The 25,345-nt window shown below is 56.7% G+C and carries 12 protein-coding genes; 4 read left to right on the forward strand and 8 right to left on the reverse strand.

The features are described from left to right. Positions 1-15: 15 nt before the first annotated feature. The 5 genes from ACM6IO_RS11810 to ACM6IO_RS11830 form a co-directional block, all read right to left on the reverse strand. The gene (locus ACM6IO_RS11810; RefSeq protein ID WP_414911496.1) at positions 16-552 is read right to left on the reverse strand and encodes a hypothetical protein; all 537 of its coding nucleotides are present in this window, start codon (positions 550-552) and stop codon (positions 16-18) included. A gap of 86 nt (positions 553-638) precedes the next feature. Further along, positions 639-5,228, reverse strand: coding sequence for a neuraminidase-like domain-containing protein (locus ACM6IO_RS11815; protein ID WP_414911497.1), 4,590 nt, complete (start codon positions 5,226-5,228; stop codon positions 639-641). Positions 5,229-5,382: 154 nt separating this feature from the next. Further along, positions 5,383-10,548: a Tc toxin subunit A gene (locus ACM6IO_RS11820; RefSeq protein WP_414911498.1), complete on the reverse strand. Its 5,166-nt coding sequence runs from the start codon at positions 10,546-10,548 to the stop codon at positions 5,383-5,385. A gap of 849 nt (positions 10,549-11,397) precedes the next feature. Then, positions 11,398-11,757 (reverse strand): PilZ domain-containing protein, encoded by a 360-nt coding sequence (locus tag ACM6IO_RS11825; protein WP_032828936.1) that lies wholly within the window; start codon positions 11,755-11,757, stop codon positions 11,398-11,400. 252 nt (positions 11,758-12,009) lie between these two features. Then, positions 12,010-12,384: a tetratricopeptide repeat protein gene (locus tag ACM6IO_RS11830; RefSeq protein WP_008031709.1), complete on the reverse strand. Its 375-nt coding sequence runs from the start codon at positions 12,382-12,384 to the stop codon at positions 12,010-12,012. A 157-nt stretch (positions 12,385-12,541) separates the two neighbouring features. Between ACM6IO_RS11830 and pyk the strand changes: the two genes are divergently transcribed. Continuing rightward, on the forward strand, positions 12,542-13,993 hold the full coding sequence (gene pyk / locus ACM6IO_RS11835) for a pyruvate kinase (protein ID WP_008031711.1): 1,452 nt from the start codon (positions 12,542-12,544) through the stop codon (positions 13,991-13,993). A 261-nt stretch (positions 13,994-14,254) separates the two neighbouring features. Then, the gene (locus ACM6IO_RS11840; RefSeq protein WP_414911499.1) at positions 14,255-15,565 is read left to right on the forward strand and encodes a delta-60 repeat domain-containing protein; all 1,311 of its coding nucleotides are present in this window, start codon (positions 14,255-14,257) and stop codon (positions 15,563-15,565) included. A 129-nt stretch (positions 15,566-15,694) separates the two neighbouring features. On the opposite strand, the gene ACM6IO_RS11845 is transcribed toward ACM6IO_RS11840, so the two are convergent. From ACM6IO_RS11845 to ACM6IO_RS11855, 3 genes are read right to left on the reverse strand one after another with little or no spacing between them, the layout of a single operon-like run. Further along, positions 15,695-16,444: an enoyl-CoA hydratase-related protein gene (locus ACM6IO_RS11845; protein WP_192228615.1), complete on the reverse strand. Its 750-nt coding sequence runs from the start codon at positions 16,442-16,444 to the stop codon at positions 15,695-15,697. Between the two features lie 28 nt (positions 16,445-16,472). Continuing rightward, positions 16,473-17,408 carry an iron-sulfur-binding ferredoxin reductase gene (locus ACM6IO_RS11850; protein ID WP_192228614.1) on the reverse strand — a complete coding sequence of 312 codons (936 nt, stop codon included), beginning with the start codon at positions 17,406-17,408 and terminating at the stop codon, positions 16,473-16,475. Continuing rightward, positions 17,401-18,507 (reverse strand): GGDEF domain-containing protein, encoded by a 1,107-nt coding sequence (locus ACM6IO_RS11855; RefSeq protein WP_008031716.1) that lies wholly within the window; start codon positions 18,505-18,507, stop codon positions 17,401-17,403. The genes ACM6IO_RS11850 and ACM6IO_RS11855 overlap by 8 nt, the downstream gene beginning before the upstream one ends. A gap of 485 nt (positions 18,508-18,992) precedes the next feature. Between ACM6IO_RS11855 and ACM6IO_RS11860 the strand changes: the two genes are divergently transcribed. Both ACM6IO_RS11860 and ACM6IO_RS11865 read left to right on the forward strand, forming a co-directional pair. After that, positions 18,993-20,516, forward strand: coding sequence for a fumarate hydratase (locus ACM6IO_RS11860; RefSeq protein ID WP_150633235.1), 1,524 nt, complete (start codon positions 18,993-18,995; stop codon positions 20,514-20,516). Between the two features lie 185 nt (positions 20,517-20,701). Next, positions 20,702-25,345 (forward strand): SpvB/TcaC N-terminal domain-containing protein, encoded by a 4,644-nt coding sequence (locus ACM6IO_RS11865; protein WP_414911500.1) that lies wholly within the window; start codon positions 20,702-20,704, stop codon positions 25,343-25,345.

Genomic DNA, 25,345 nt, shown 5'->3' on the forward strand with positions numbered 1-25,345 from the left:
ATGCAACACGCAAACTCAGGCTGGCACTCCATAATCCCTTTCGTCAACCTTGATGTTTGTCAACTTAAGAGGCTCCAGATGCAGGTCCACTCTAATGTCAGTCATGCGCAATCCCGACGAGCCACCTACATCAGAACCCTGAAGCTGCAGAGTAATATTTTTGTCGGCTGCCACCACATCCCTGATCCCATAAGAAGGATAGAAACGCCAGTCGGCTAGCGGCTGCCTGGGGTCTTTTCCGCTCAAATCAATAAAATCAAACTTCCCCTCTCCGGTTACAATCTCCACCCCGGCGCCGTTGCCTTCCCCATAGTTTTCATACTGAAAGGAAATCTTATAGCTTGCCCCCTTCAGTTGCTCTTCAGTGAAGATCGCCGTATCGAATGCCTGAGAAACACCAGCGCTCTCGTTCATTATCAGGTAGTTACCAAAAGCAGGATCCCCGCGTACCTGCACGTTCCCGACGTTATCGTGCGTCCAATAACTTTTCCAATCTGCGGGGAATCTGTGAGCTTTAATCAGATTACGCCCCTGGATTTCGATTTCGCTCATGATGATTTCACCTCTATTGATCCATGGTTGTCGATTCAGTCCACTGCCTTTCATTCCGTTTGCCAGCGATCAGGGCCGTGTCACTCTCAATCGCCCAGCTTGTCCAGCACCGCCTCGGTGTAAGCAGTGCCACCGGCCTTCGCGAGATAACGCACGTGCACAATGATGTCCGTCAGACTGTTGATCAGTTTTGCCTGGTCAACTGATTCTGGTCGTGGGAACGCGAGCCGCCAAAGCGAAACACAGCCAGTCCCCTCAAACGGTAGATAGCGTTCGTCACCGAAATTCAGCTGATGCATACCGGGATCGTCAACTCCATGGTTGACCCCTATTTGCTGGTGGCTGCGCGGGTTGAGCAAAATATCGTGGGGCGGCATTTTGTTTTCTTCGGGGTTATAAAAATAACCAAGCGATTCGATGTTGGCTTTGAGTACCGTGGCGCTACTGATTTGCGTCAGGGTTGCGCGAACATCCTGATACGGACCCAGCACCGCCGGAAATGACACAGAAACGGTGATGATCTGTCGGCAGTAATGGCCGGGGTAATCGCTGTCGAACATCTGCTGGGTGAGTGCGAAATCAAGTTTTCCGTCCTTAAGATCCTTGATCACGTCGTCCCAGGTTGTTGCCAGTGTGTACTTGCCTTGCTCGAACAGCTGACGCAATGAAATCGTCTTGGTCAGCTCCAGTCGACGTTCGTTGCGCTCCAGGAACATGCGCTCCATGCGCAGCAGGTCAAGCTGCATCGACTGCCCGGCGCTCAGGCCGTGGCGATTGTCCATCCAGACGTTGGGACGAATCACCCGCGTGTCGAAGTCGGCCATTTCGTACTGGAAGCTGGCTTCCGCGCTCAGGCACAACCCCACCACGGCGTCATAGCACTGAAAGTACAACGTGGCCATCTGGCTCAATAACCAGCGGTAGAGTTCGACGTTGGTGGCCCGGGTTTTGTAGAACGCGTAGATCTCCTGGGCATGCTGATTGGCTTTTTTCGTTTGAGCCAGGCTCTCTTTGGCTCCGAGGAGTGTGTGATGCAGCGACTTCAGATTTTCATCGACAACCATTAGTTCGCTATCGGCCTGGGTTTCGGCGAAGGTCCATTCCTCAGAGCGACGAAGATAAAAAGCCGTTCGCTGGAAGGCTTCACCCGTCGCATACGCAACGCCGCCGAGTATTGACAGTGCAGAACCAACTGCATTCAAGGGCTCCCCGCGCTCCCCGCCTTCGATACCTCCAAGCGCTGCGGGAAATGGAAATACTGCTCCTGTGAGCGTTTGTTCTTTGATGCTCGCATTAATAACACTCCCAGCCGCTATGGGCACCATCGCCCCAACACCCAACACCTTGCCCAATAACCCGAAGGCATCCCCGGCAATTTCCGGCGCAAGCAACGAGCTCTCATTGATCTTCTTATAGTGCTTAGCCCGCTCATCAATCATTATTCGGCTGTTCTCTAGACCTTCCTTCGAAGCCTCTAACTGCTTGATCGCCTCCTCCTGAATGACTACAGCATGCTTCCCCAGTGCAATGACATGGCTGTACTGCAACTCCTCCAACTGCCCACGATCACGCTGCTCCATCAACTGAAGCACCTCACGGCCAAACCCGATAAGGGTTTGCACCGCGTTTTGCGCCGTGGACAGCATCGTGCGGAAACGATAGTGCGGAATGTTCCGCCACCCGCCCGCGTTGCGCGACGCGCCCGAGGAGCCGCCGGCCTGTGCATGCAGCAAATCAAGCGGGTTGGTCGGAGGGGCATACAACGGCAGCGACATTGGTTTGCCATCGATGGTCAGGTTGTGCCGCATGTTCCAAAGGCACTCTTCAATGTATTTCCAGGTGTCGAGCAATTGATCATTGGTAAAGGGTCGAAACACTTCCAGCCCTAATATCTCGAAGTCGGGCGTCCCATTGACGCGCGCCGGCAGGTTCGCTACGTCAACGTCCAGTGATCGTGCGAATGTCTCCAGCGCCGAGGCACCGACTTCGGGTTTTGGCTTGAGAATGTCACTGGCCGACTGAGGCTTCCAGTGACTCATGGCTTTTGCAGTGGGTGCCGGCCCCATCAGCGACAAGGCGCGCACGTATTGCAATTTCGCCGCCACCAGGCTGTCGCGGGTCAACCGCCGGTAAAGCGAATCGGCGTGGGCAATGATGCAGCGCACGTACCCCATGAAAATGGCTTTGCGGTAGTGAATCCGGTTCGAAAACGCGATGGCGTCGGGGTCCACCAGGCCGTTGGCTTCAAAACCGATATCGCCTTCTTCCAGCAATGGACGACAGAGCCAATAGCGTTCACTCTGATCCTCTTCGTCCTGGCGTCCTGTCCGAATATGAGGGTTGAAAATGTATTGGTACCAACGCTGTGATTCCTGGTAATTGCGCTCCTCGCACAAGCGATGGGCAATCAGGAACGGCAGGTGAAAGAACAGCTCCCAGTAAAATTGCCCGTGGGCGCTGTTGAAATCAATAACGGTATTGCCACTCACAGGCCCCGGCTCAAGGGTGTTCTGCGTGGCCAAGGACAAGACTTCATCGATGGAAATAGCGACCTTGGCCACCAGTTCGGGACCGAACGTAGAGTTGAGGCGTATCCATTTGACCCCAGTGACTTCCAATGGCCGAGTATCCAGAAACTGCGCGCCGGAAGCCTGTTTGCTGAGCAAAGGTACCTTGCTGGCGTTGGGTACCTGTTTGATCTCGATGTCATAGCGGTTTCGACCAAAACGACCATCGGGGTTCTCACCCCATACGACGCTCAGTTTTTTACCGACAGGGTCACCCGTCCAGCGATATTGAATCCAGGGGGTTTGAAACCACCCTTTCAACTCGCTGATGCTCTCCCAATTCCCGGGCATAGGATCAGCACCGTCCATAACTTTCAAAGCCAGGTCAACGATCTCTGGCTTTTTCAGCATCGAAAGAGCGTTTTGACTATTCGTTAACGGCGTATAGGCATTGCCGATCAATACTGAAAATCCGGCACCACTCCTGATATCACGTGGTTGCATAGACCACAGTGCTTCCAACTGTTGGGGCGTTAGCAGTACAACCTTACTAACAGTTGCCCATGTGTTAGCCCATGTAAAATCTGTAATCTTGAAAGTTTCTAAAACAACAGGAGTTCCATCCAAACCGTCAAAACACAAAGAAAAATCAACTCCGATCAAGGACCTGAAGCAGGTGCATCTGACACCCTTGTCACCAGCTTTTGAGAGTTCGAAATAGGTGACTAGAGATGACACCTCTTCTTTCACCACAAGGACAACTTCCTTTAGGTCAAACTCCGGCCGAGTGAGATCACATACCCCTTGCACCTGCAATACGTTAACTGTTTCGAGTACCCCATCGATCAGAGTTTTCCGGCTACTGAAGTTAATGTTCAATGACAAAAATTTGCTCAGCAGTCCTTCTCGGGTATCTCCGACGGCCGCAACACTTGTAGCCGGTACAAGTGACTGAGTGAGCGTCACAAACTCACTGAGCAATAATTTATGCTGCAAACTGTTTTGATTGGAAAAGCGTCCATTGGCCAATACCTTGAGGCTTGCAATATTCGGAACTTGGGGTTCGAACAGTGCATTTCTCGCCGCAAAAATCCATCCGTTTTCCTGCTCGCCCATTGCTTCCGCACTTGCCCCCCCCGGTGGCAGGTCCGTAGTGGTAAAGCACACCGCCAACAGGTCGTCGACATCTTTTTTTACCCCGGCATAAGTCACCACCACCAGACGCGACGACGCCTCGGACGCCTCGGCGAATTCCTTTTCGCCCAGGCTCAACGGCGTCGACCATATTCCGTTCACAGCCAGATAAGACAGCTTGACCTCGACCTGCCAAGTGCCCGGCACGGTGATTTCGTTACCGTCATTGTCTTTTTCAACCTTGTCCGGCGCTTTCAACCCTTCGACCTGAACGATCATCAATCGCCCGGCGAAAAACACCGGCCGTATCGCCAATACCGTCGCCGATGCGGGAATGCCAATGGATTTCCATTCAGTCCAGGCCGCAGGGTTGAGATAGGTGCTGTTGTCGTTCAACTCGACATGGGCTTTGCGCCAGAAGTAGCCAAAGGGTTGAACTCTTTGCCGACCAATAAAGTAATAATCAGCATTTTTGAAATTCTGGCCCTTTCCAGTTTCCGTACCGTCAATACTGTCGATGTACCCTGAACACATATCGAGATTGCTAATTTCTTCAAAGTTCTTCAAATGTTCAAACAAGGCCATCTGTACGGACGCATCGCTCAGGCTTGCTTGACCCAGGTTATTTTCAAGCTCCTTGAATGATTCAGACTTGGTCAGGCGCAATGTCGGATTTATCCAGTTTTCCGGATAATCGAGCAGCATCTGATAGCCCGCCCAGTCGCTGATATTGCAATAGCGCTGATGCCAGGCCACTAACTCGTCGCGGGTAAACTCCTCGATATGCCCAGGTTCCAGGCCGCTGTAAATGGCGCCGATATACTGTTGCATGCAAGCAATCGCCTCAGCCAGGCGCGATGTCTCGGGTTGCTGGCCTACCTGACTGTCCAGTAGCAGGTAGTGATACAAATCATCGAGAGAAGTGAGATCAAGGTCCTCGGTTGCCGATTGATTCGGTGCAACTTGCCCAAGATAGAAATCCGCGAGGGCCATGCAACGACGCTCTTCCAAATTGCCAATAATAGAACTATCCACTGTTATTCTCCTGGAGTTTTGCATGACCCTGGGCAATGTTCGGGATGATGAAGTTCCCGAAACAGACTGGAAACTGCACTGCAGTTTCCAGCGTTTCGATAGTGCACCAACATCTTTCAATCAACGTTACAACAACAGAGTCGTAACCAACTTGTTAAGATTTTGGAACAACTGTCAACGAGTAGCTGATCCACGTTGTCGGATTTGCACCATCCACAGAAAATCCAGCCGCCAAGCTATGTTTGCCCGGCCCAAGGGTCGGTTTGAACTGGACCCGCCAATGGCCGTTTTTGTCCACCATCCCGCTGGCGTAAATCACCGCTGGAGACCCACCCTTCACCACACGCACTTCAACGCCCGGCAAGCCCAAGCCCTCAATCCATGACTCAGCTCTTACGGTGCTGTCCGTGGCGGGCTTCAGGACTGTTGGTACGTCGACAAAGTCGCCAGACACCTTTACAGAAGCGTCTTTTGCCCACGCCTCGGTCGTATCGATATGCCGCTGCTTGACCGACAACACATGCGGCCCCAGCGACAGCACTTCGGCCAACCGCACCGACCATGTGCCATCGTCACGCACACTGGTCCGGGCCAGCAGGGCTTTCTCATCCCGGTTTTCAAAGATGTAGATCTGGGCCGAAGGACTACCCTTGCCGTGAAGCAGCGGCTGGACTTCCACTTCTGTCGAGCCATCGACGGGATACGACAGTTTCGGTGCCGGTGCATCCAGACGGCCAGGCAACACCAGGCGCTGGTCGATTCGGTCGCAAGAGAACGTCAGGTCAAACGTACTGTTGCGCAGATCCTTGCAGACAATGACCCAACTCAGCGTCTTCAGGTCGCCCACCAGAACATAGGCACCGGTCGGCGGACTGAACACCATCCCCAGGCCGGCAGCGGAGTATTCACCGGTCCAGGCCAGCATTGCCCGCGCGTCTGAAAGGTCGACCGAATCCGGCATTTCGATTTCGAGCTTATAACTACGGCCCCGGATAAATTCCAGTCGCTCCCGGGCGGTCACTTGCCGGATGACGGTCCCCGTCTCGAGGTCCGTCAGTGTGTACTCCCACTCGATAGCCGCGACGACCGTAACGTTGAACGTGCGATTTTCCTCCGGAGTACTTTTGAGGACTGCCGTCACCACATACTCACCCGCCTCCTCAAACTCGTAAGGGAAAGTCGAACGCCCCAATGCGTCCGTCGGATAGGAAATCGCTTCCAGGACCATCTCGGCTTTTTTGGTCACTGTCCACCAGATCGGGCATCTGGCAACCACTTTCGCCTGGTTGTGCTGTTCCTCCCGGGCGTCGACCCACAAGGAGGTGGGCACACCCACTACGAGGACTTTATAGTCCTGAGACTTGCCGTGAATGAACACACTGCTGGCCACGTAAACGTCGAGTTGTTGCTGCCCCATTTTCACCTTGGCGGTGAAGGAATTATTTCCTGCTTTCGGCGAGCTCACCGTGAATTCAGCGATGCCTTGGTCGTTGGTAACAGCTTTGGTGGAGGCAGGATCGGTCCCGGAAGAAATCAATTCGACCTCCACATCGACTGACGGGAGTTTGCCAAGGCCAACCACATGGCAATGAATCACCAGCGGCTGCCCGGCAACCGCCATCGAAACTACCTCCAACAGCTTGATAGACGGCTGGTCGACAAAGGTAATGTTATTAATGACAAGCGGGTCCTTGGTGCTGTAACTGACCACTACGCTCGCTTTCTCAATAGGTTCGATACTGGTGATTCTGGTCCTGGCATAACCGTTTTCATCCGAGAGTACCGACGAGGGGTCAGCCACAACTCCCCGACCGGAAAATGTAACGGGACGACCCACCCCTGGGTTTCCATGTTTATCCACGAGCCGAACAACCGCCGCGAAAGACGCGTGTCCGCCCGCCAGGAAATCTTCCTTGGGATCGGGATCTTTGATATCGAAGTCCAGCGTCGACTCATCGCAATCGATGAGGATTTTCGGCGCATACACCACTTGAGCCAGGCCATAAGTGGCTTTGATTTGCACAGCCCCCATCCAGGTCGATTTCTCCGGTTTGAAGCGAACCACCGCACGCCCCTCATGATCGGTGATCGACGTACTGGCGAGTAACCCCGGACGATCACTGTTCCAACTCACCGTAACGTTCGGCACGACCTGGTTGGTCAGATCACGCAAGGTCAGTTCGATCATGGCGTATTGACCATTCACATTGGCGATCAGGGTGTCGTTGATGCACCTGATTTCGTGGGTCACGCTCTGACCCACTTCACCGATCAACTGCGTCTGGCCCTGAATGACCGACCCGGACAATTTTTCCAGCACATGTTCTGCTGCGCTTCGGCAGGCGTACTTGTCGCTGTCCGGCGTGAGCGCCCCCAGCCCGATGAGGGCCTTGGCATCCAACCCTGTCCTGATCGCCAGCGCACGGATACGCAGCAGCGTATCAAGGGACGTCATGTCTCGAATCACCTGAATCTTCGGATTCGGCTTCAGATAAAGAATGCATTCAAGCACCTCCCTGACGCCCCACTGCACCACGTCTGCCAGCAAGCTTGCCGCAGAATCACGAATCAGGCGCACATCCTCAGGTGTCAGGTTTTCCGGAAGCCCGTTGACCAACTCCAGGTAATGCAGGAGTTTTTCGGCAGGCTGCCCGGTATCGGCCACCACCCGCTGAAACAGCGTCAGGTAATACAACGTGCTGAGCTTGAGTTCTTTGGGATGCTTGAGACCAAACCACTCCCAGTTCTCCCGCAGGGTCAGGGCCACCAGCATGGCGGAGCTCAACCCCAGTTGTTGAACGACTTCAGCGCGCCGCACCAGGTGTGCCAGCAAGCTGAGCACATCATCACCGACCTTGACCTTCTCCGTACCGGACGTGACGGCATCCAGCGCCCGCGCAGTCTCCAACAACAGCAGGTAAACACCTTTCCTGTCGACCCACCTGAGCAACGGCAGTGCCAAGTCTTGCGAAATTCTCAAATACACCGACAAACTTTCCTGCACCACCGCCCGCTGCGCATCCCGGGCCTGCAACAGCAATGCCAGAATCACGTTGCGAACCCGTTCGCCATCATCGGGTGACAGGTTTGCCAACTCGACAGCCGATTGAATTTCTCCGCGAGCTACCCGCTCGTAATCCTCCTCATCGCCTTCTTTCTCCAACACCAGGCCATTAAGGTCAACGAGATAAAGAAGCAGCGACAGCCAGCCTGCCTGCTTGGAATCATTGCTTGGGGGGACGCCTGCGGCCCGAAGCGCTTCCTCGGAAAATCGTACCGGGTGCAGTCGTTTATGGACTTCCTGCAGCAGCGTGACTTCTGCTTCAGTGGCCAAAGGAGGTGCAATCACGGGCGCCACTTTCTGTACCAGCCAAAGCACACTCAAGTCATTTTCCTGCGCCCACTGGACACAGGACTGCGCCGCCTGCATCACGTTCAACACATCGCCCACGCCGCTAGTGCCGCTGACCAGCAAAACGGATTCGCCAAGCACGCGTTGCAACAATTCGCTGCCGTTTTTCTCGCTGAAAGTCTCCAGCAATGCCGCCAGTTCTATGGCGCTGATGCGCAGGAAGGAAGCCAGCAACACCAGGCGATACAAGGAAGAGAATATTGGCAGGCTGCGTTGCAGTTCGTCCCTCAGGTTGTAGCTCTTGGCCACGAAGCGTGCGAGGTAGCGCCAGGTTTCCTGATTGATACCCAGGCTGGTGCAAATCTGGTCGACGGTGCGCTTGTCGGCGCGGGTTTGCGCTTCAATCGCGAAGTAACCTTTGTCCGCCTTCAGCGGTGCATCGAACAATGCCTGGGCATTGAAGATGCGGTCGAATTGTGAAAGTTCTTCCCCACGGCTGTAAGGGGAAATCTCATCAATCAACGCCGCAAATTGCTCGGCTGAGCATTTGAACCGCAGGCGAAACTCTTGAAACAGGCCGATGGCTCGCAGGGTATTGGAGGTGATCCGGGAAGGTTTGGTTGCCAACGCAACTTTGCGGGCCTGCGGGTCACGGATGTCACCCCGCAGCTCTGCGTTGAACGCGGCCATGATTAGCCGATCGCACTGGTTCACCGGCAATTCCAGCCAGCGGCTAAGGCGAAGAATCCGGTTCATCCGCTCAAACCGGTTGTGGGTGGCGCTGGTGAATTTGCGAGTTGTGGCCTTCCCCGGCTCCGACAGATCCATCGCATTATCGGAGCCATAATTGATGTAGGTCGAACCGAACACTTTGGACAGCTGCGGCTCCTCTGGTTCCTCTGGTTCCTCGAGCGCCTCCGATTGCGGCTCTGCCACATTGCTGGAACGCTTCGGTGCGTAACCTTCAATTGACAACAATGAGGTCACGTCGTCCGCATTAATTGAGGTCTTGGCGCAGAAATGCACCGAGTCCTTCAGATTCTCCTCCGTCGAGCCAAAGTTGTCTTTGTAGAACGCTGTCCATTGGACGGGAGTACTGCCGGATGGAAGAAAATCCTCGGTCAGCAATAGTTGCCCTTGTGGCCCGATGTTGCAGGATTGATGAAGCGCAATATCGGATAAGTCGCCACGGGCACCGGGTTGCTTGAAGTAGGGGCCTGACTCATCGATGGTCCGCACGACCTCCCCCAGCGACAGTTTGTTCGCCTGCAGTACCTGCTCCCATTGTACGAAATACCACTCGAACGGCAGGGAGCGGAATGGAAAACGCTTTTCCAGCAAGTGGTCATCGACCACTCGGTCGGTCAGCGCTGGCGGCGTGAGGAACGTTTTGATAATGCTTTCCAGCACCTCGCTGACCAGAGTCACGGTCGGTTTGATCTGGAACATGCTTGTTGTGTCAATGATGAGTTTGACAAGATCGGGGCGCCGGGTTTCGAACTTAATCAACTCTTTAACGCCCGGGGATCGCGCTTCAAGATCCCGAGCCAACACAACCAGGCGCAAAAAATACGCCGCCGGTGAAATACTCGAATCCGGGCTCTGTGAAGGGCTTGCACGTCCCCAGTCTGGAGCGAACATTCTGTCGAAATCAGGCCCGCCCTCCCACGCCCTGATGCCGGTCCGATGCAGCGGATTGGGAGGCCCAGACCTAACCAGGCGTTGCTCACGAAACTCACGTGCGGTGTGCACCGCCAGGGCCATGGCTTTGTCCAGCAACACTTGTGCGTCCTGGCTGTGCAGCCCGAACGTCTCCACCACGCGTTGACGACCCATCTTAAGCAACTTGTAAACCGAACCTCCGTTATCAATGAAGTGCCCGAGGTTTTCCGTGACTGGTGCGTTGAGTGCGCGTGGTGTCAATTCGAAAAGCCGCTCGAGGGCAGGGTTGGAATGGTTATTACTCATTGAATTTCTCCTGCGAGCGAGGCTGAGAGGGACGGAGTGCGAAAGGCAAATCTGTTGTCGTCATGAATTATTTTTTACGCTACGTGTGCCGCGTTTTGTACCTGTTAGAACTGACAGGGCCGACGGACGGTATTGTTAACATGACGCGCAATAGAGCTACTTACGGGACTATTCCACGGAATGATATTTCTGGAGATTCAATTGACCCTGCAGATATCTGTAAGAAAAGATTGCGGGGATAGAACTAGGAAGGAGGGGTCAAAATGTATACACGGAATTCATACGTATCTGCCTGGATGGCTCCGTTGGTAGACCACCCGTGCTGTAGCTTTACCAACGCAGGACCTGGACTTGCGGGTAACGAGAAATCATAAAACTGGTCTTTGCTCTCGCCCCGCTGCTGTCCCCCATTTGCAGGATAGACAAATCCGAAAACGAATGACTCATTACCTCCCACAGAATAATAAGAAGACTCTCCTGAAAATTTAAGCGGAGCGCGATAAAGCAGCTCTGGTTGAGGAAATGTATTGGGGGGCGGGTAAGGAAGTGGATCTTCAGAGTTGGGTACTTTAGTTTCTTTTACGCGAGGGGTTACCATGGATTTCTCCTTTTCACTTGTAGTGCTCCGGGAACAATGCAGAGCACCAATGTTGTCGCTATTTATCCTCCGTACAAAAGCATCCGGCTACTGTCAGAAATAACAGGTAGCTACCCGACAGCTCGGAAAATGGCTACCGCCTGTCGGTTTTGATCACTGATTAGCAAGATGCGCGATGTGGCCGTGGCGATTAATCAGTTGATTGAGTGTGGGGGGCGCTGGCGAAAGCGATCACAAATGCACCGCAGGTTTCACGCAGACGCCGGCAACGGCTGAAAACTGAAGTACTGCTTCAACGCCTCCACCAATTGCCCAAACTCCGGCGGTGCCCATTGCAGGCTGAACCCGGCGTCATAGTGGTGAGGTGTTGCATCTTCGTGGCACCACAGGCAGCAGGCCTTGAGGTCGATGACCTGCTGGCAGCCATCGGCCATGGGGATTTTCAGGCGCAGATCAAAATCGGCGCCGATCATCATCGGTAACTGACTGATGAGCATCAGCCCGTCTTCAGAGACGTTGCCCAGGAAACCAATCGGTTTGTCGGTGACGCTGTTGAACACTTTCAGAAAATACGGCAGTTGATGCCGCTCGATCCGGCGGTCGGTGAACATGCTGAATTCGCTACGCAAGGCCCTTAAGCAGGGCCGCACTAATGCTTCGGAACGGGCCTGCCTGCCGTTATCAAACAAGGGCCCGGCAATGAGCGCGCTCTCCCCGATCCCGGTGCGGCAGTCCATGAGACCGCTGCCGCCTACGCCTGCCGATCACAGGTGTTACGTCGATTTAGAAACCAGGCTCTAAACCGGTTTATTCGACTATAGCTCACCACCGCCGGTGAGCCAGTGGTTGAATGACCGCTGCAATCAGAACCGCGTAGGGCGCACCGCTGCCGCACTGCGCAGCGGGTAGTGACCCAGCGACTGCAAGGTTTCCAGCCGGGCGCGGGCGCGGTAGGCGTACTCGCTTTGCGGGTACGACGCCTGAATGAACTGGTAGGTTTGCGCCGCATCCACGAACATTTTCTGCCGTTCCAGGCACAAGCCGCGCAGCATCGACACTTCCGGCCACACATAAGGCCGCGCGCGGCTGGCGCGTTCGACTTTGGACAGTTCGAGCGTCACTTGCTCGCAATTGCCACGGTCATAAGCGCTGTAGGCATTATTCAAATGATGGTTCATCGAAAAACGGGTGCAGCCCACGACACTGAGGGCAAGGGCGGCTATGAGCACGAATCGCATGGGGGTTCTCCTGTCTTGAGCTCTGTATCGACCCGTGGGCGAAAATCTTCAGGAATGTTCATTTAAAGATAAAAACGAATAAGTAGTGCATATGAACAATGACTACACCCACGGACCATAGTAGCCTCACTCAGCGCTTGAACTCAGGAGTCTTTGCATGTCCGTCCGTCGTACCAAAATCGTCGCTACCCTTGGCCCGGCCAGTAACTCGCCGGAAGTTCTCGAACAGCTGATTCTGGCTGGCCTGGACGTCGCCCGCCTGAACTTCTCCCACGGCACCCCCGACGAGCACAAGGCTCGTGCGAAGCTGGTGCGTGACCTCGCTGCCAAGCACGGCCGCTTCGTTGCCCTGCTGGGTGACCTGCAAGGCCCGAAAATCCGTATCGCCAAATTCGCCAACAAGAAGATCGAGCTGAAGATCGGTGATCAATTCACCTTCTCCACCAGCCATCCTCTGACCGAAGGCAACCAGCAAGTGGTCGGCATCGACTACCCGGACCTGGTCAAAGACTGCGGCGTGGGCGACGAGCTGCTGCTCGACGACGGCCGCGTGGTGATGCGCGTCGATACCGCCACCGCCACCGAACTGAACTGCACCGTGACCATCGGCGGCCCGCTGTCCGACCATAAAGGCATCAACCGTCGCGGCGGCGGCTTGACCGCTCCAGCCCTGACCGAGAAAGACAAGGCCGACATCAAGCTCGCTGCCGAGATGGAAGTCGACTACCTCGCCGTGTCCTTCCCGCGCGATGCCGCCGACATGGAATACGCCCGTAAGCTGCGCGACGAGGCCGGCGGTACTGCCTGGCTGGTGGCGAAGATCGAACGCGCCGAAGCCGTGGCCGACGACGAAACCCTCGATGGCCTGATCAATGCGTCCGACGCCGTGATGGTGGCCCGTGGTGACCTGGGCGTGGAAATCGGCGACGCCGAGCTGGTGGGCATCCAGAAGAAGATCATTCTGCACGCTCGCCGCCACAACAAGGCAGTGATCGTGGCGACCCAGATGATGGAGTCGATGATCCAGAACCCGATGCCTACCCGCGCCGAAGTGTCCGACGTAGCCAACGCCGTACTCGACTACACCGACGCCGTGATGCTCTCGGCCGAAAGTGCTGCCGGCCTGTACCCGCTGGAAGCGGTGCAAGCGATGGCGCGCATTTGTGTCGGCGCTGAAAAGCACCCGACCAGCAAGACCTCCAGCCACCGCATCGGCAAAGAGTTCCAGCGCTGTGACGAGAGCATTGCGCTGGCGACCATGTACACCGCCAATCACTTCCCGGGCGTGAAGGCCATCATCGCGTTGACCGAAAGCGGCTATACCCCGCTGATCATGTCGCGCATCCGTTCCTCGGTGCCGATCTACGCGTTCACCCCACACCGCGAAGCTCAGGCTCGCGCGGCGATGTTCCGTGGCGTGTACACCATTCCGTTCGACCCGGCTTCGCTGGCTCCAAATGAAGTCAGCCAGGCGGCAATCGACGAACTGGTCAAGCGTGGCGTAGTGGAAAAAGGCGACTGGGTCATCCTGACCAAGGGCGACAGCTACCACACCACTGGCGGCACCAACGGCATGAAAATCCTGCACGTTGGCGATCCGATGGTCTGAGTTTCAGACCGCTGAAACGCAAAAGCTCCGCAGTTAACGCTGCGGAGCTTTTTTTTTGTTTAAAAGCAGTCTGATAGATGGTTTACCGCTTTTTACCTGTCAGATCTGACAGTAGACGCCCTTGCGTTCAGCCCCTTTAATCGACTCCGTCCACCTGCTATCGCTGTCATCAAGGTTTTCTCACGCTTGGCTGTTGCGGCCTGTCATTGGCAGTTCTCCATGGATAACTCACTCCGAAACTCCAAATAAAGGAATAGAACGATGAGCCAGTACACAGCCCTGACCGCTCGCGCCGACGGTGATCTCGACCCGACATTTGGCGACGATAAAGACGGTAAGAAGATTCTATGTTTCCCCGGTGCCCAAGATACTTCAGGCGAATGTATTGTCGAAGGCCCCGACGGCAATATCTATGTCGGCGGCGCCGTCGATGCAGACGGCGATGACATCATCCACAAGTTAGGTATTGCCTGCCTGCACAAAGATGGCACTCCGAACGTCGATTTTGGCAACAAAGGGTACGCAATCTTGCGTTTTGGCCCTATGCAGGACACCCACCTGCGGCAGATCCTGTTTGTGACGGTCGGGGGTGAAACAAGAATCCTGCTGTCCGGTATCGATACGAAAAAAGGCGAGGTTGTACTTGCTCGCCTTCATCTCGACGGGCGTGTGGATGAACGCTTCGGCGTGAAAGGTCTGCTAACGGTCAAACTGCCCGCCAACCTTTCCGAGAGCCTTGGTCTGGGCTCTACACCGCTGACGACAAGCAGCAACGGCGCCTCGGGGCCTTGCGCGGTGGAGGAGGGAAAAATCTATGTGGTCATGGAAATGTACATGCCGATCTGGATTGCGAGGGTCGCGTTACTGATCCGGCTCAACCCTGATGGCTCGTATGATACCGGCTTCAACAACAGTGGCTATGTCGCCGTGACCAATCAACACTGGGGCAATAGCACCATCAGCGACATTCTGGTGCACAACGGAAAAATCACCGTGTGCGGAACACTGGCAGGTCATGGCATGGTGGCTCGTGTTAATGAGGATGGCTCTTTCGACCAGATCTTTGCAGACAAGGGTTTCAAAGTGTTCGACAACCTTGGCGTCGCGTTCGAAAAGCTCACCCCGTACTCCGATAAAAGTGTTCTTGTTGCAGGTTGGGGCTTAACTCCACTCCATGGCGTGCTGGCCTGCCTCACCGAAAACGGTGAGTTTGAATCAACATTCAATAGCGGCAAGGTGTTGCTTCAACCCCTCGGAAACAATGTGATGTTTTTTGGTGTTGGACTGGCTGAGGGAAAAATCATTGCATCAGGCAGGTTTTTGCAAGAAGACAACACCCCCGAATTCGTGGTGGTGCGCTACCTGATTGACGGCACATTGGATACTAAGTTTGGCCGCGGAAAAGGCTGGAGCTCAACCCATTTCGAAAATCATTCCACGGTCGCTAATACCATGACCTTACAAAAAGACGGGAATGTGCTGGTACTAGGCAATGGGGGTGCCATCGTCAGCTTCGCAGCGCTCATCGCCCGCTTCCTGAACACCACACCATCGGTTGCAGCAACAGCATGAAGATGCTGCACGCTGGCGATCCGATCGTCTGAGTGATCGGTTGCTGAAAGAAAGCCCCGCCATGTGAATGGCGGGGCTTTTTGGTTTCTGGTCTTGAACATGTGTTGTCTCGGCCGGCCTCTTCGCATATCAATGCCTGTTGATAAACCCCGACAACGCCGCAATCGCTTCCGGCGAGCGCAACCGCTGGGTGAACAACGCACCCTCTTCTTCTATCACTTTGCGCAACTGCTCACGGTCCGGTGCTTTCATCAATTGCTTGCTGATGCGCACCGCTTCCGGTGGCAGGGACTCAAACCGCAACGCCATCTCCCGCGCCTTGGCCAATGCCGCTTCACCACTGCCCAGGGCTTCGGTCGCAATGCCCCACTCGGCCGCTTGTTCACCGCTGAAACCTTCGCCCAGAAGTAACAATTGCGCCGCTTTGGCATGCCCGAGCAATCGAGGTAAAAGCAGGCTGGAACCGAATTCCGGGCATAAGCCGAGGTTGACGAAGGGCATGCGCAATCGCGCATCGCGGGTGACATACACCAGATCGCAATGCAGCAGCAGCGTAGTGCCGATTCCCACGGCGGCGCCAGCCACGGCAGCGATCACCGGTTTGCGGCATTCGAGCAGATTGAGCATGAAGTGGAACACCGGGCTGTCGAGGTTGCTCGGCGGTTGTTGAATGAAGTCGGCGATGTCGTTGCCGGCGGTGAAGCACTCGGCGGAACCGGTGATCAACACGGCGTTGATTTCGGGGTCGGTGTCAGCCTTTTTCAACGCCTCGGCCAAGTGGCTGTACATCGCACGGGTCAGGGCGTTTTTCTTGTCAGGGCGGTTGAGACGCAGGGTCAGCAGGCCGCGTTCGCGTTCAATCTTGATGGCATCGGTCATGGTCGGTCTCGCGTCTGAAAGTCAGCGCTCAACCGCGAGGCAGGAAGACGTCGGCCAGCAGTTGATTGCGCGGCAGTCCCGCCAGGTACAGGCGCCGGGCGAAGGCGTCGACGCTGTCGGGGGACCCGCAGAGTAAGGCCAGGGTTTGCCGGGAAACAAGCCGCAGTTGCGCCAAAGCCGCGGGCAACTCGGTCGGCGTCCACAGCTCGATGCTGAGGTTCGGGCGGCTGGCGGCCATGGCTTGCAGGGGTTTGGCCAGATAATGCTCATCGGCATCATGGGCCAGGTGAATGACGCGGATGGTGCCCTGATGATCCTGGCGCAGGGCTTCGCGCAAAACGCCAAACAACGGACCCAGCCCGGTGCCGGCGGCCATAAGCCACAACGGTCGGGTGTGCCAGTCGGCGTCGTAATGCAGCGCGCCGCCACGCAGTTCGCCGAGACGCAGCGAGTCGCCGATCTGCAACTGACGCGCAGCATCACTGAATGCACCGGGCTGGCGACAATCAAGGTGAAACTCCAGAAAGCGGTCTTCTCCCGGCAGGCTGGCCAGGGAGTACGGTCGCGCCACGTGACCGGCCCACAACACCAGATGCTGCCCGGCGCTGTAGCGCAACGGACGCTGAGGGGTCAGGCGCAAACGCAACACGCTGCTGCTCAACCAATCGACGGCGGCGACCTCGGCCGGGCTGCCATCCTGTAGCGGATCGAAGGCATGCACCTGCAAATCCTCGACCACCTGACACTGGCACGCCAGGCGCCAGCCTTGCTGACGCTGCTCCGCGCTCAGGGCATCGGGACGGCTATCACTCGGCAATCCCTGCATGCATTGCACCAGGCACGCATGGCAACTGCCGGCGCGGCAACTGTAGGGAACGGACACGCCGTTCTGATTCAACGCGTCGAGCAGATTGCTGCCCACTGCCACCGACCATTGGCGATCGCCGACCCGCAACTCAGGCATCGACGTTCTCCCACGCCGCCGCGCAACGATTGCGGCCGTCGCGTTTGGCGCGATAGAGCGCCTGATCGGCACGTTGCAAGGCATCGTCGAGATCGTCGCCCGGCTCCAGCAGCGTCATGCCTGCCGACAGGCTGAGATTGCCGACCTTCAGGCCGATCAACTCGACATCGGTGAAGGCAATGCGCAGCCGTTCGCAGCAGGAGGTCAGGCGTTCGCCGCTGCAATCGGGCAGTAACACCACAAACTCTTCGCCGCCATAACGGGCCAGTACATCGCCCTCGCGCAGGCAGGCGCTGGCTACACCAGCGAAGGCTTGCAGCACTTGATCGCCAGCAGCGTGGCCGTGCATGTCGTTGATGCGTTTGAAGTGATCGAGGTCGATCAGCGCCAGGCCATGCAGCACGCCGGGTTCCATGGCATTGAGCTCGCGGGAGGCCAGGCGCAGGAAATGCCGACGATTGAACAGCCCGGTCAGTTCGTCGGTGGCCACCAGGTCTTCGAGCTGGCGCATCATTCCGCGCAGGGTGTCCTGATGTGCCTGCAAGGCAAAGCGGCGCTGCCGCATCCGCAGGCGTGAGGCCTGGACGTAACGGGCGTAAAGCTCCAGCCAGACCAGCACGATAAACAGCACGCACACCTGCAACGCGGCCAGTGCCGGATCGGCCAGCTGGAAGTGGTAACCCTCCCACAGCGTGATCGCACTGAAACTGAAAAACACCAGCAATGCGCACCGCAAAAAGGCCCGACGCGACAGGTGAAACAGCCCGAACAACAGAATCAGCACGTAGAACACCAGGAACGCGCCACGGGCCTCATCCAGATTGGCGATCAGCCAGGTTTGCCAGCCCAGCCCCAGCAACACTTGTGCTTCAGTCAGGCTGGGGTCGGAAAACCGCAGGTTGCAACCGCTGTAAAACACCGCGAACAGTGCCGCCTGACTGATGACCACCAGGGCGCTGCCGACGGCGACATTCGCCAGGGGTTCATCGTAATGACCGGTGAAAAACGCCAGCCACAACAGCAGTAGAGCCAGGGCGTAGGTGCCGGCCGCAAGGGCAAAACGTTTGAGCAAAAGGCGCTGGATAGCGTTATGGGTCAATCGTTGACTCACCGTGCGAAAGGAGGCTGACCGAGTGTCCTACTCTACAGACCGAATGCCACTTTAGTGGCGTGTCTGATAAATGACCATTCAATTTTCAGGCCGGAAAACCGGCGTCAAGGGCATGACTTTAGACCCACCCTGAATTTGTGCACAAACATCACCAAACTGTAGGAGCCGGCTTGCTGCGGGCGGCGTTCCGACGATAGCGGTGTAACAGTCGACATTAATGTTGAATGTCAGACCGCCATCGTCGGAACGCCGCCCGCAGCAAGCCGGCTCCTACAGGAAGTGCGCGTGAATCTGTACGACCAACGATTGACTGCCGGCGCGTGTGCCCGCCTGCGAGGCGCGTTATACTGCCGCGCCTTTTTAGCGTCGCGCCAGCATGCCCGGCGTGCCTTGAAAGGTGCTTGCAACCGACCGATGCACCCAAGCTGCAAGCACCTTATTGAATGTTCCCGTCTTTTAGAGGAGCGCGACTCATGACCGTGATCAAGCAAGACGACCTGATTCAGAGCGTTGCCGACGCCCTGCAATTCATTTCCTATTACCACCCCGTGGATTTCATCCAGGCGATGCACGAAGCCTACCTGCGCGAAGAATCGCCAGCGGCCCGTGACTCGATGGCGCAAATCCTGATCAACTCGCGCATGTGCGCCACCGGCCACCGCCCGATCTGCCAGGACACCGGCATCGTCACCGTGTTCGTTCGCGTGGGCATGGACGTACGTTGGGATGGCGCCACCATGGGCCTCGACGACATGATCAACGAAGGCGTGCGCCGGGCTTACAACCTGCCGGAAAACGTCCTGCGTGCCTCGATCCTCGCCGACCCGGCGGGCGCTCGTAAAAACACCAAGGACAACACCCCGGCCGTTATCCACTACTCCATCGTTCCGGGTAACACCGTGGAAGTGGACGTGGCGGCCAAGGGCGGCGGTTCCGAGAACAAGTCGAAAATGGCCATGCTCAACCCTTCCGACTCGATCGTCGACTGGGTACTGAAGACCGTTCCGGAAATGGGCGCCGGCTGGTGCCCACCGGGCATGCTCGGCATCGGCATCGGCGGCACCGCCGAGAAAGCCGCGGTGATGGCCAAGGAAGTGTTGATGGAATCCATCGACATTCACGAGCTGAAAAAGCGCGGCCCGTCCAACCGTATCGAAGAGATGCGTCTGGAGCTGTTCGAGAAGGTCAACCAACTGGGCATCGGTGCTCAGGGCCTTGGCGGTCTGACCACCGTGCTCGACGTGAAGATCATGGATTACCCGACCCACGCCGCTTCGTTGCCGGTGTGCATGATCCCGAACTGCGCCGCCACCCGTCACGCACACTTCGTGCTCGACGGTTCCGGCCCGGCTTCGCTGGAAGCGCCACCGCTGGACGCCTACCCGGAAATCGTCTGGGAAGCCGGCCCGTCGGCCCGTCGCGTCAACCTCGACACCCTGACCCCGGAAGACGTTCAGAGCTGGAAGCCGGGCGAAACCGTCCTGCTCAACGGCAAGATGCTCACCGGTCGCGACGCTGCGCACAAGCGCATGGTCGAGATGCTGAACAAGGGTGAAACCCTGCCGGTGGATCTGAAAGGTCGCTTCATCTACTACGTCGGCCCGGTTGATCCGGTGCGCGAAGAAGTGGTTGGCCCGGCTGGCCCGACTACCGCGACGCGGATGGACAAGTTCACCCGTCAGATCCTCGAGCAAACCGGCCTGTTGGGCATGATCGGCAAATCCGAACGCGGCCCGACCGCAATCGATGCGATCAAGGACCACAAGGCCGTTTACCTGATGGCGGTTGGCGGCGCGGCTTATCTGGTGGCACAAGCCATCAAGAAATCCCGCGTGGTGGCTTTCGCTGAACTGGGGATGGAAGCCATCTACGAGTTCGACGTGAAGGACATGCCGGTGACTGTTGCGGTCGACAGCAAAGGTGAATCGGTACACATCACCGGTCCTGCCATCTGGCAGAAAAAGATCAGTGAGAGTCTGGCGGTGGAAGTGCAGTAAGTTGCGCTGAAACGCCCCTGAAAAAACCGGCCTGTTGGTGACGACAGACCGGTTTTTTTTCGCCTGGAGTAATCCCGGAATTTCCCCGGCCAACAGGGCTGACCTGTCAGATATGACAGGTCACAGCCGCCGCAACCCCTGATAAGTTGAATGCACTTGTGCGTCCTTGTCAGGTGGAAACGGAAATGGCCACGGAAGAACAAAAAGGCACTATCAATATTTCAGCCCCCGCCCAACCGAAAATCGGCGGCGCCATTGCCAGTTTTGGCGGCTGGGGAGCAGTGGGGACTACAGGTTCGGCCTCGTTGGCCATACCGGTGCCCATTTCCCAGGCTCCCAATCGGGGAATGGTGCCGGCTCTTTCACTGAGCTACAGCAGCCACGTGGGCAACAGTATTTTCGGTATCGGCTGGCATTTGACCGTCAATGCGATAACGGTGCGCACGAGCAAGGGCGTTCCGCTTTACGACAAGCGCAAGGATCTGGTGGTCGGCGCCGATGGCGAAACCTGGATGTCAGAGCTGGACGCCAACGGCGAGATCGTTGACAGACCCGTCACTCTCGGGACAACAACCTATCGAGCCATTCGCTATCAGCCACGCATCGAGGGCGGTTTTACCAAAATCGAACGGCTGGTCAGCGATGACGATGCGGCCGGTTTCTGGCTGATTCATAGCGCCGATGGCAATCGCCATGTCTATGGCAAGACGCTGGCCTCGCGCCGGGCGGAACCCAGGGACGAGAACAAACCCCAGGAGCCCGAACGCGTCGGGGTCTGGCTGCTGGACGAAACCGTCACACCTCGGGGCGAGCACATCGTCTATGAGTACAAGGCCGAAACGGAGGAACCGGTCGCGCCCGATTTTCGCGACTACCGTGCCCAGCGGTATTTGCAGCGAGTGCTGTACGGCAATGCAGTGGCGGAGTCAGAGCTGTATTCGTTGAAAGACGGTGGCTGGAAAGACGTCGACTTCCACTTTCATCTGCTATTCGATTACGGCGAACGCAGCCACGACTTGATGCAAATACCGGTCTATGGCCCCGAGTACCTGCAGGGAGGCGATCAGCACGACAAATGGCTCGAACGCAGCGACCCGTTCTGGAATCACGATTACGGATTCGAACTGGGCACGCGGCGCCTCTGTCGGCAGGTGCTGATGTTTCACCATTTCCGCAACGAACTGGGTGCCTCACCAACGCTGGTTCAACGGCTTTTTCTGCAGCACCGCCAGGGTGCGCTGGAATACAACCACCTGACTGCCGCTCATCTTCAGGCTTACGATCAACAAGGCAAAGTCGAGAGCCGGCCACCATTCGAATTCAGCTATGCGCCCTTCGATCTGAAAAAAGCCGATCAACCCGGCTGGAAAGCGTTCCCGCAGATGCCAGGCCTCAATGACGGTCAGCGTTACCAGTTGGTGGATTTGTACGGCAAAGGCATGCCCGGCATTTTGTGTCGCTATGACAAGGCCTGGTTTTACCGCGATGTGATGCGCGATAACCACCCAAGCGATGACGTTCGCTACGGCGACTTGACTGAACTGCCGTACATTCCGCTGGCCGACAGCAGTAAACCGCTGCGTCAGACACTCACTGACCTGAACGGTGACGGCAAGCTCGAATGGGGTGTGCACGCCCCGACCATGAATGGCTGCTTCACCATGAACCCTGACCGCCAGTGGTCAGGATTTGTCCCCTACAAAGCCTTCCCGCTGGAGTATTTCCATCCTCAGGCGCAGATGGCCGACCTGGTAGGCGACGGTCGCACTCACGTGGCCCTGATCGGCAGTAACAGCGTGCGGTTGTACACCAATCTGGGCGATGACAAAGGTTTCAGTGCCGGCCGAAATGTAGAGCACGACAACGACGATGCCCTGCCACTGCCGAGCAATTCCGAAACCGAAGTGGTGGGCTTCAGTGATGTGCTGGGCAGCGGCAAACAGCACCTGTTCCGCCTCCGTCACAACAGCCTGGAGTGCTGGCCCAACCTCGGTCATGGGCGCTTCGGGAAAAGAATCGTGCTCAGCGCTCCGACGTTTCCTTACGAGTCATTCAACGCTTCGCAAGTCTTGCTGGCGGATCTGGATGGTTCGGGGGCAACTGACCTGATCTATCTGGAATCGGACCGGATGCGGGTGTTCATGAACCACTGTGGCAAAGGTTTCACCACCGAGTCGATTGATCTGCCCTGGCCTGAAGGCGTGCGCTACGACCGGTTGTGCCAGGTCACCACTGCCGACCTGCTGGGGCTGGGTTGCACCAGTGTGGTCCTGACCGTACCGCACATGTCGCCCCGGCACTGGCGCTACGACTTCGTCAAAGCCAAACCGTATCTGCTCAACCGCAGCAACAACAACATGGGCACGCTCAGTCTCATCGACTATCGCAGTTCGGCGCAGGAGTTCCTCGATGAGGAATACGAGCACCACCAGATCGATGAAGACAAAATCGTCGAGTCCGGCGTGCCGTTCGCCATGCACTTGGTCAGGTGCCAGACCCAGATCGATGAAATCACCCGCAATAAACTGACCCAACTCATGAGTTACCGCCAGGGTTATTACGACCCCTTCGAACGGGAGTTCCGTGGTTTTGGCCTGTTATTGCAGACCGATACCGAAGCCACCGAGGCGGAACGCAACAGTCTGGGCTTCACCGCGCCGATCTTGAGTAAAACCTGGTTTCACACGGGCAAGACCATTGATCCGCCAAGGGACGGGTATTACAGCAGCGATGCGCAGGCCGTTGCGCTGAAAGCCACCAAACTGGAACGCTTTCACGTGCGCGACAAGGCCGGCGAACCGCTGGAGCCTGACGAAGAAACGGCCCGCCAGATCGCACGTGCGCTGAGTGGCTCGACGTTGCGCTCTGAAATTTTCGCTTGGGATAACCCGGTTGTGCCGTATGCGGTGACGGAAGCTCGCTATCAGGTACGCCTGTTGCGTGCAAAAAACGAGCATTATCCTTATGCCGTGCTGCAACCCATGGCACTGGAATCGATCAGCTATCAGTACGAACCTGAACTGCCGGACGACCCGCGCTGCGAACACAGCCTGAGCCTGAAATGGGACGAGTTCGGCAGCGTGCTCCACGCGATGACGGTCTACTACGCCCGGCGCAAAACCGACGAGTCGCCCCCCTTTGATGACGAGCATAAAAACCGGTACTGGAAGGACGCCCATGATGAGGCGCAGCAGCGCTGGTATTTGACCGAATCCAAAGCCGAACTCATTCACGTGGACCACGAAGCAACCTGGAAATCGGGAATGCCTTTTCGACTGGGGTTACCGTATCGGGAGCGCAGTAATGCGCTGGTACTGGAAAAGCCGCTGCTGAGTGCCAGGGAAATCCACCACGAGAACTTTCTGGAGTGGAGCAAGGACGACGGAGATTGGGCGAAACAATCGGTGCTCGCAGGCATGTCGATGCAACTCTACACCGATCCTCTCAACGGTCAGCCCCTGGAACAAGGCACGGCGACGGTCCATGCGCTGCCCGCCCATGTGGTGATTGCCGAACTCGATGCCACGGCCTTGAGCGCTTACGACAAGCTCAAGGACAAAGACGGCAACATGCCCTTCAACCTCAAGGAGAAGCTCGAATCAACCGAGGTGGGTTACCACATCATGGAGTGGTTCCTGCCTGAGGTTGAGCAGTCGGAACCCACCGACCCGACTGACGCGAAAAACTACCTGTGGTCGATTCACCGTGGTTTTCCCAGCTATTACGCAGCAGAAGGCTTTTACAACGTCCGGCACTTCCAGCAAACCCGAAGCCACGGCATCACCAAAGTCACCTACGACCCTTACTGGTGCCTGCACACGGCCATCGAATTGCCGGACGGTTGCATCACTCAGATCCTCGACACTGATTACTGCACATTTCTGCCCGCAGCGATCAAAGACCCCAATCAAAACACCCAGGAAGCACGCTACAACGCTTTTGGCGAAGTGCTGGTCACCAGTTTTTATGGCACCGAACTGGGTGAGGCGGTCGGCTTCGACCCGCTGAGCGACTACGTGCGCCCCGACGACCGCAGTCCGGCCCATGCCATCGAATCGCCCTTTGTCGCCATCGGCAATTACGCCATGGCCATGTTCAGCGATGCGTTCAGCTGGATGGGCCGTCTGCCGACAACCGAGCTGCCCGATGGATGGAAGGACTGGGCGCAGGCAGAAGGGTTTGTGCTACCCAGCGGCCACCTTTGCGATCACGCTCGCGAGCATCTGCACGAGATTGAAGCCCCCACAGACTGCGAATTGCTTCTCCAGCAATACGTCGATGCCGCCCATCGCGAGCCGGTGCACATCGCGGTCCTGCAAGCAGACCGTTTTCCCGGCGATCAGGCGAAGCAAATTCGCATCGCCATCAGCCATCAGGACGGCTTCAGCCGGGTACTGCAAACCAAGCAGGAGGTCGAACCGGGCAAGGCTTTGGTGGTGTTGGACGACGGTACCTTGAAACTCAAGGACGACGGCACCCCGCAGGAAGCCGAAGCCGTGCGGCGCTGGCGGGTCAGCGAGCCGGTCGAGTACAACAACAAGGGTGAAAAAGTGCGGATCTACCGGCCGTACTTTGCGAATAGGTGGACAAACATCAAAGACCACTCAATGCGTGAACACGCCTATCACGACCAGCAGTTCTACGATGCAGCAGGGCGTCCGACCGAAACCGTGCTGGCGAAAAAAATGCCGCAAGGTGAGCACTCTGAGATGAAACCGCTGCGCCGGGAAATGTGGTACTGGATCTGGTGCACCGTGGCGTTTGACGAGAATGATCTGTTTGAGCCGCCACCACCCGAAAAGCGCCGAACCAACAGAACGCTCCATTGA

The sequence above is a fragment of the Pseudomonas sp. IT-P44 genome (assembly GCF_949768225.1).
GTDB lineage: Bacteria > Pseudomonadota > Gammaproteobacteria > Pseudomonadales > Pseudomonadaceae > Aquipseudomonas > Aquipseudomonas migulae.

What these genes read in the sequence shown, in the direction of transcription:
- ACM6IO_RS11850 (WP_192228614.1), bottom strand. Translation starts at nt 17,408, where the DNA reads ATGCCTGAGTTGCGGGTCGGCGATCGCCAATGGTCGGTGGCAGTGGGC.
- ACM6IO_RS11810 (WP_414911496.1), bottom strand. Translation starts at nt 552, where the DNA reads ATGAGCGAAATCGAAATCCAGGGGCGTAATCTGATTAAAGCTCACAGA.
- ACM6IO_RS11860 (WP_150633235.1), top strand. Translation starts at nt 18,993, where the DNA reads ATGACCGTGATCAAGCAAGACGACCTGATTCAGAGCGTTGCCGACGCC.
- ACM6IO_RS11830 (WP_008031709.1), bottom strand. Translation starts at nt 12,384, where the DNA reads ATGCGATTCGTGCTCATAGCCGCCCTTGCCCTCAGTGTCGTGGGCTGC.
- ACM6IO_RS11820 (WP_414911498.1), bottom strand. Translation starts at nt 10,548, where the DNA reads ATGAGTAATAACCATTCCAACCCTGCCCTCGAGCGGCTTTTCGAATTG.
- ACM6IO_RS11845 (WP_192228615.1), bottom strand. Translation starts at nt 16,444, where the DNA reads ATGACCGATGCCATCAAGATTGAACGCGAACGCGGCCTGCTGACCCTG.
- ACM6IO_RS11825 (WP_032828936.1), bottom strand. Translation starts at nt 11,757, where the DNA reads ATGTTCACCGACCGCCGGATCGAGCGGCATCAACTGCCGTATTTTCTG.
- ACM6IO_RS11865 (WP_414911500.1), top strand. Translation starts at nt 20,702, where the DNA reads ATGGCCACGGAAGAACAAAAAGGCACTATCAATATTTCAGCCCCCGCC.
- ACM6IO_RS11840 (WP_414911499.1), top strand. Translation starts at nt 14,255, where the DNA reads ATGAGCCAGTACACAGCCCTGACCGCTCGCGCCGACGGTGATCTCGAC.
- pyk (WP_008031711.1), top strand. Translation starts at nt 12,542, where the DNA reads ATGTCCGTCCGTCGTACCAAAATCGTCGCTACCCTTGGCCCGGCCAGT.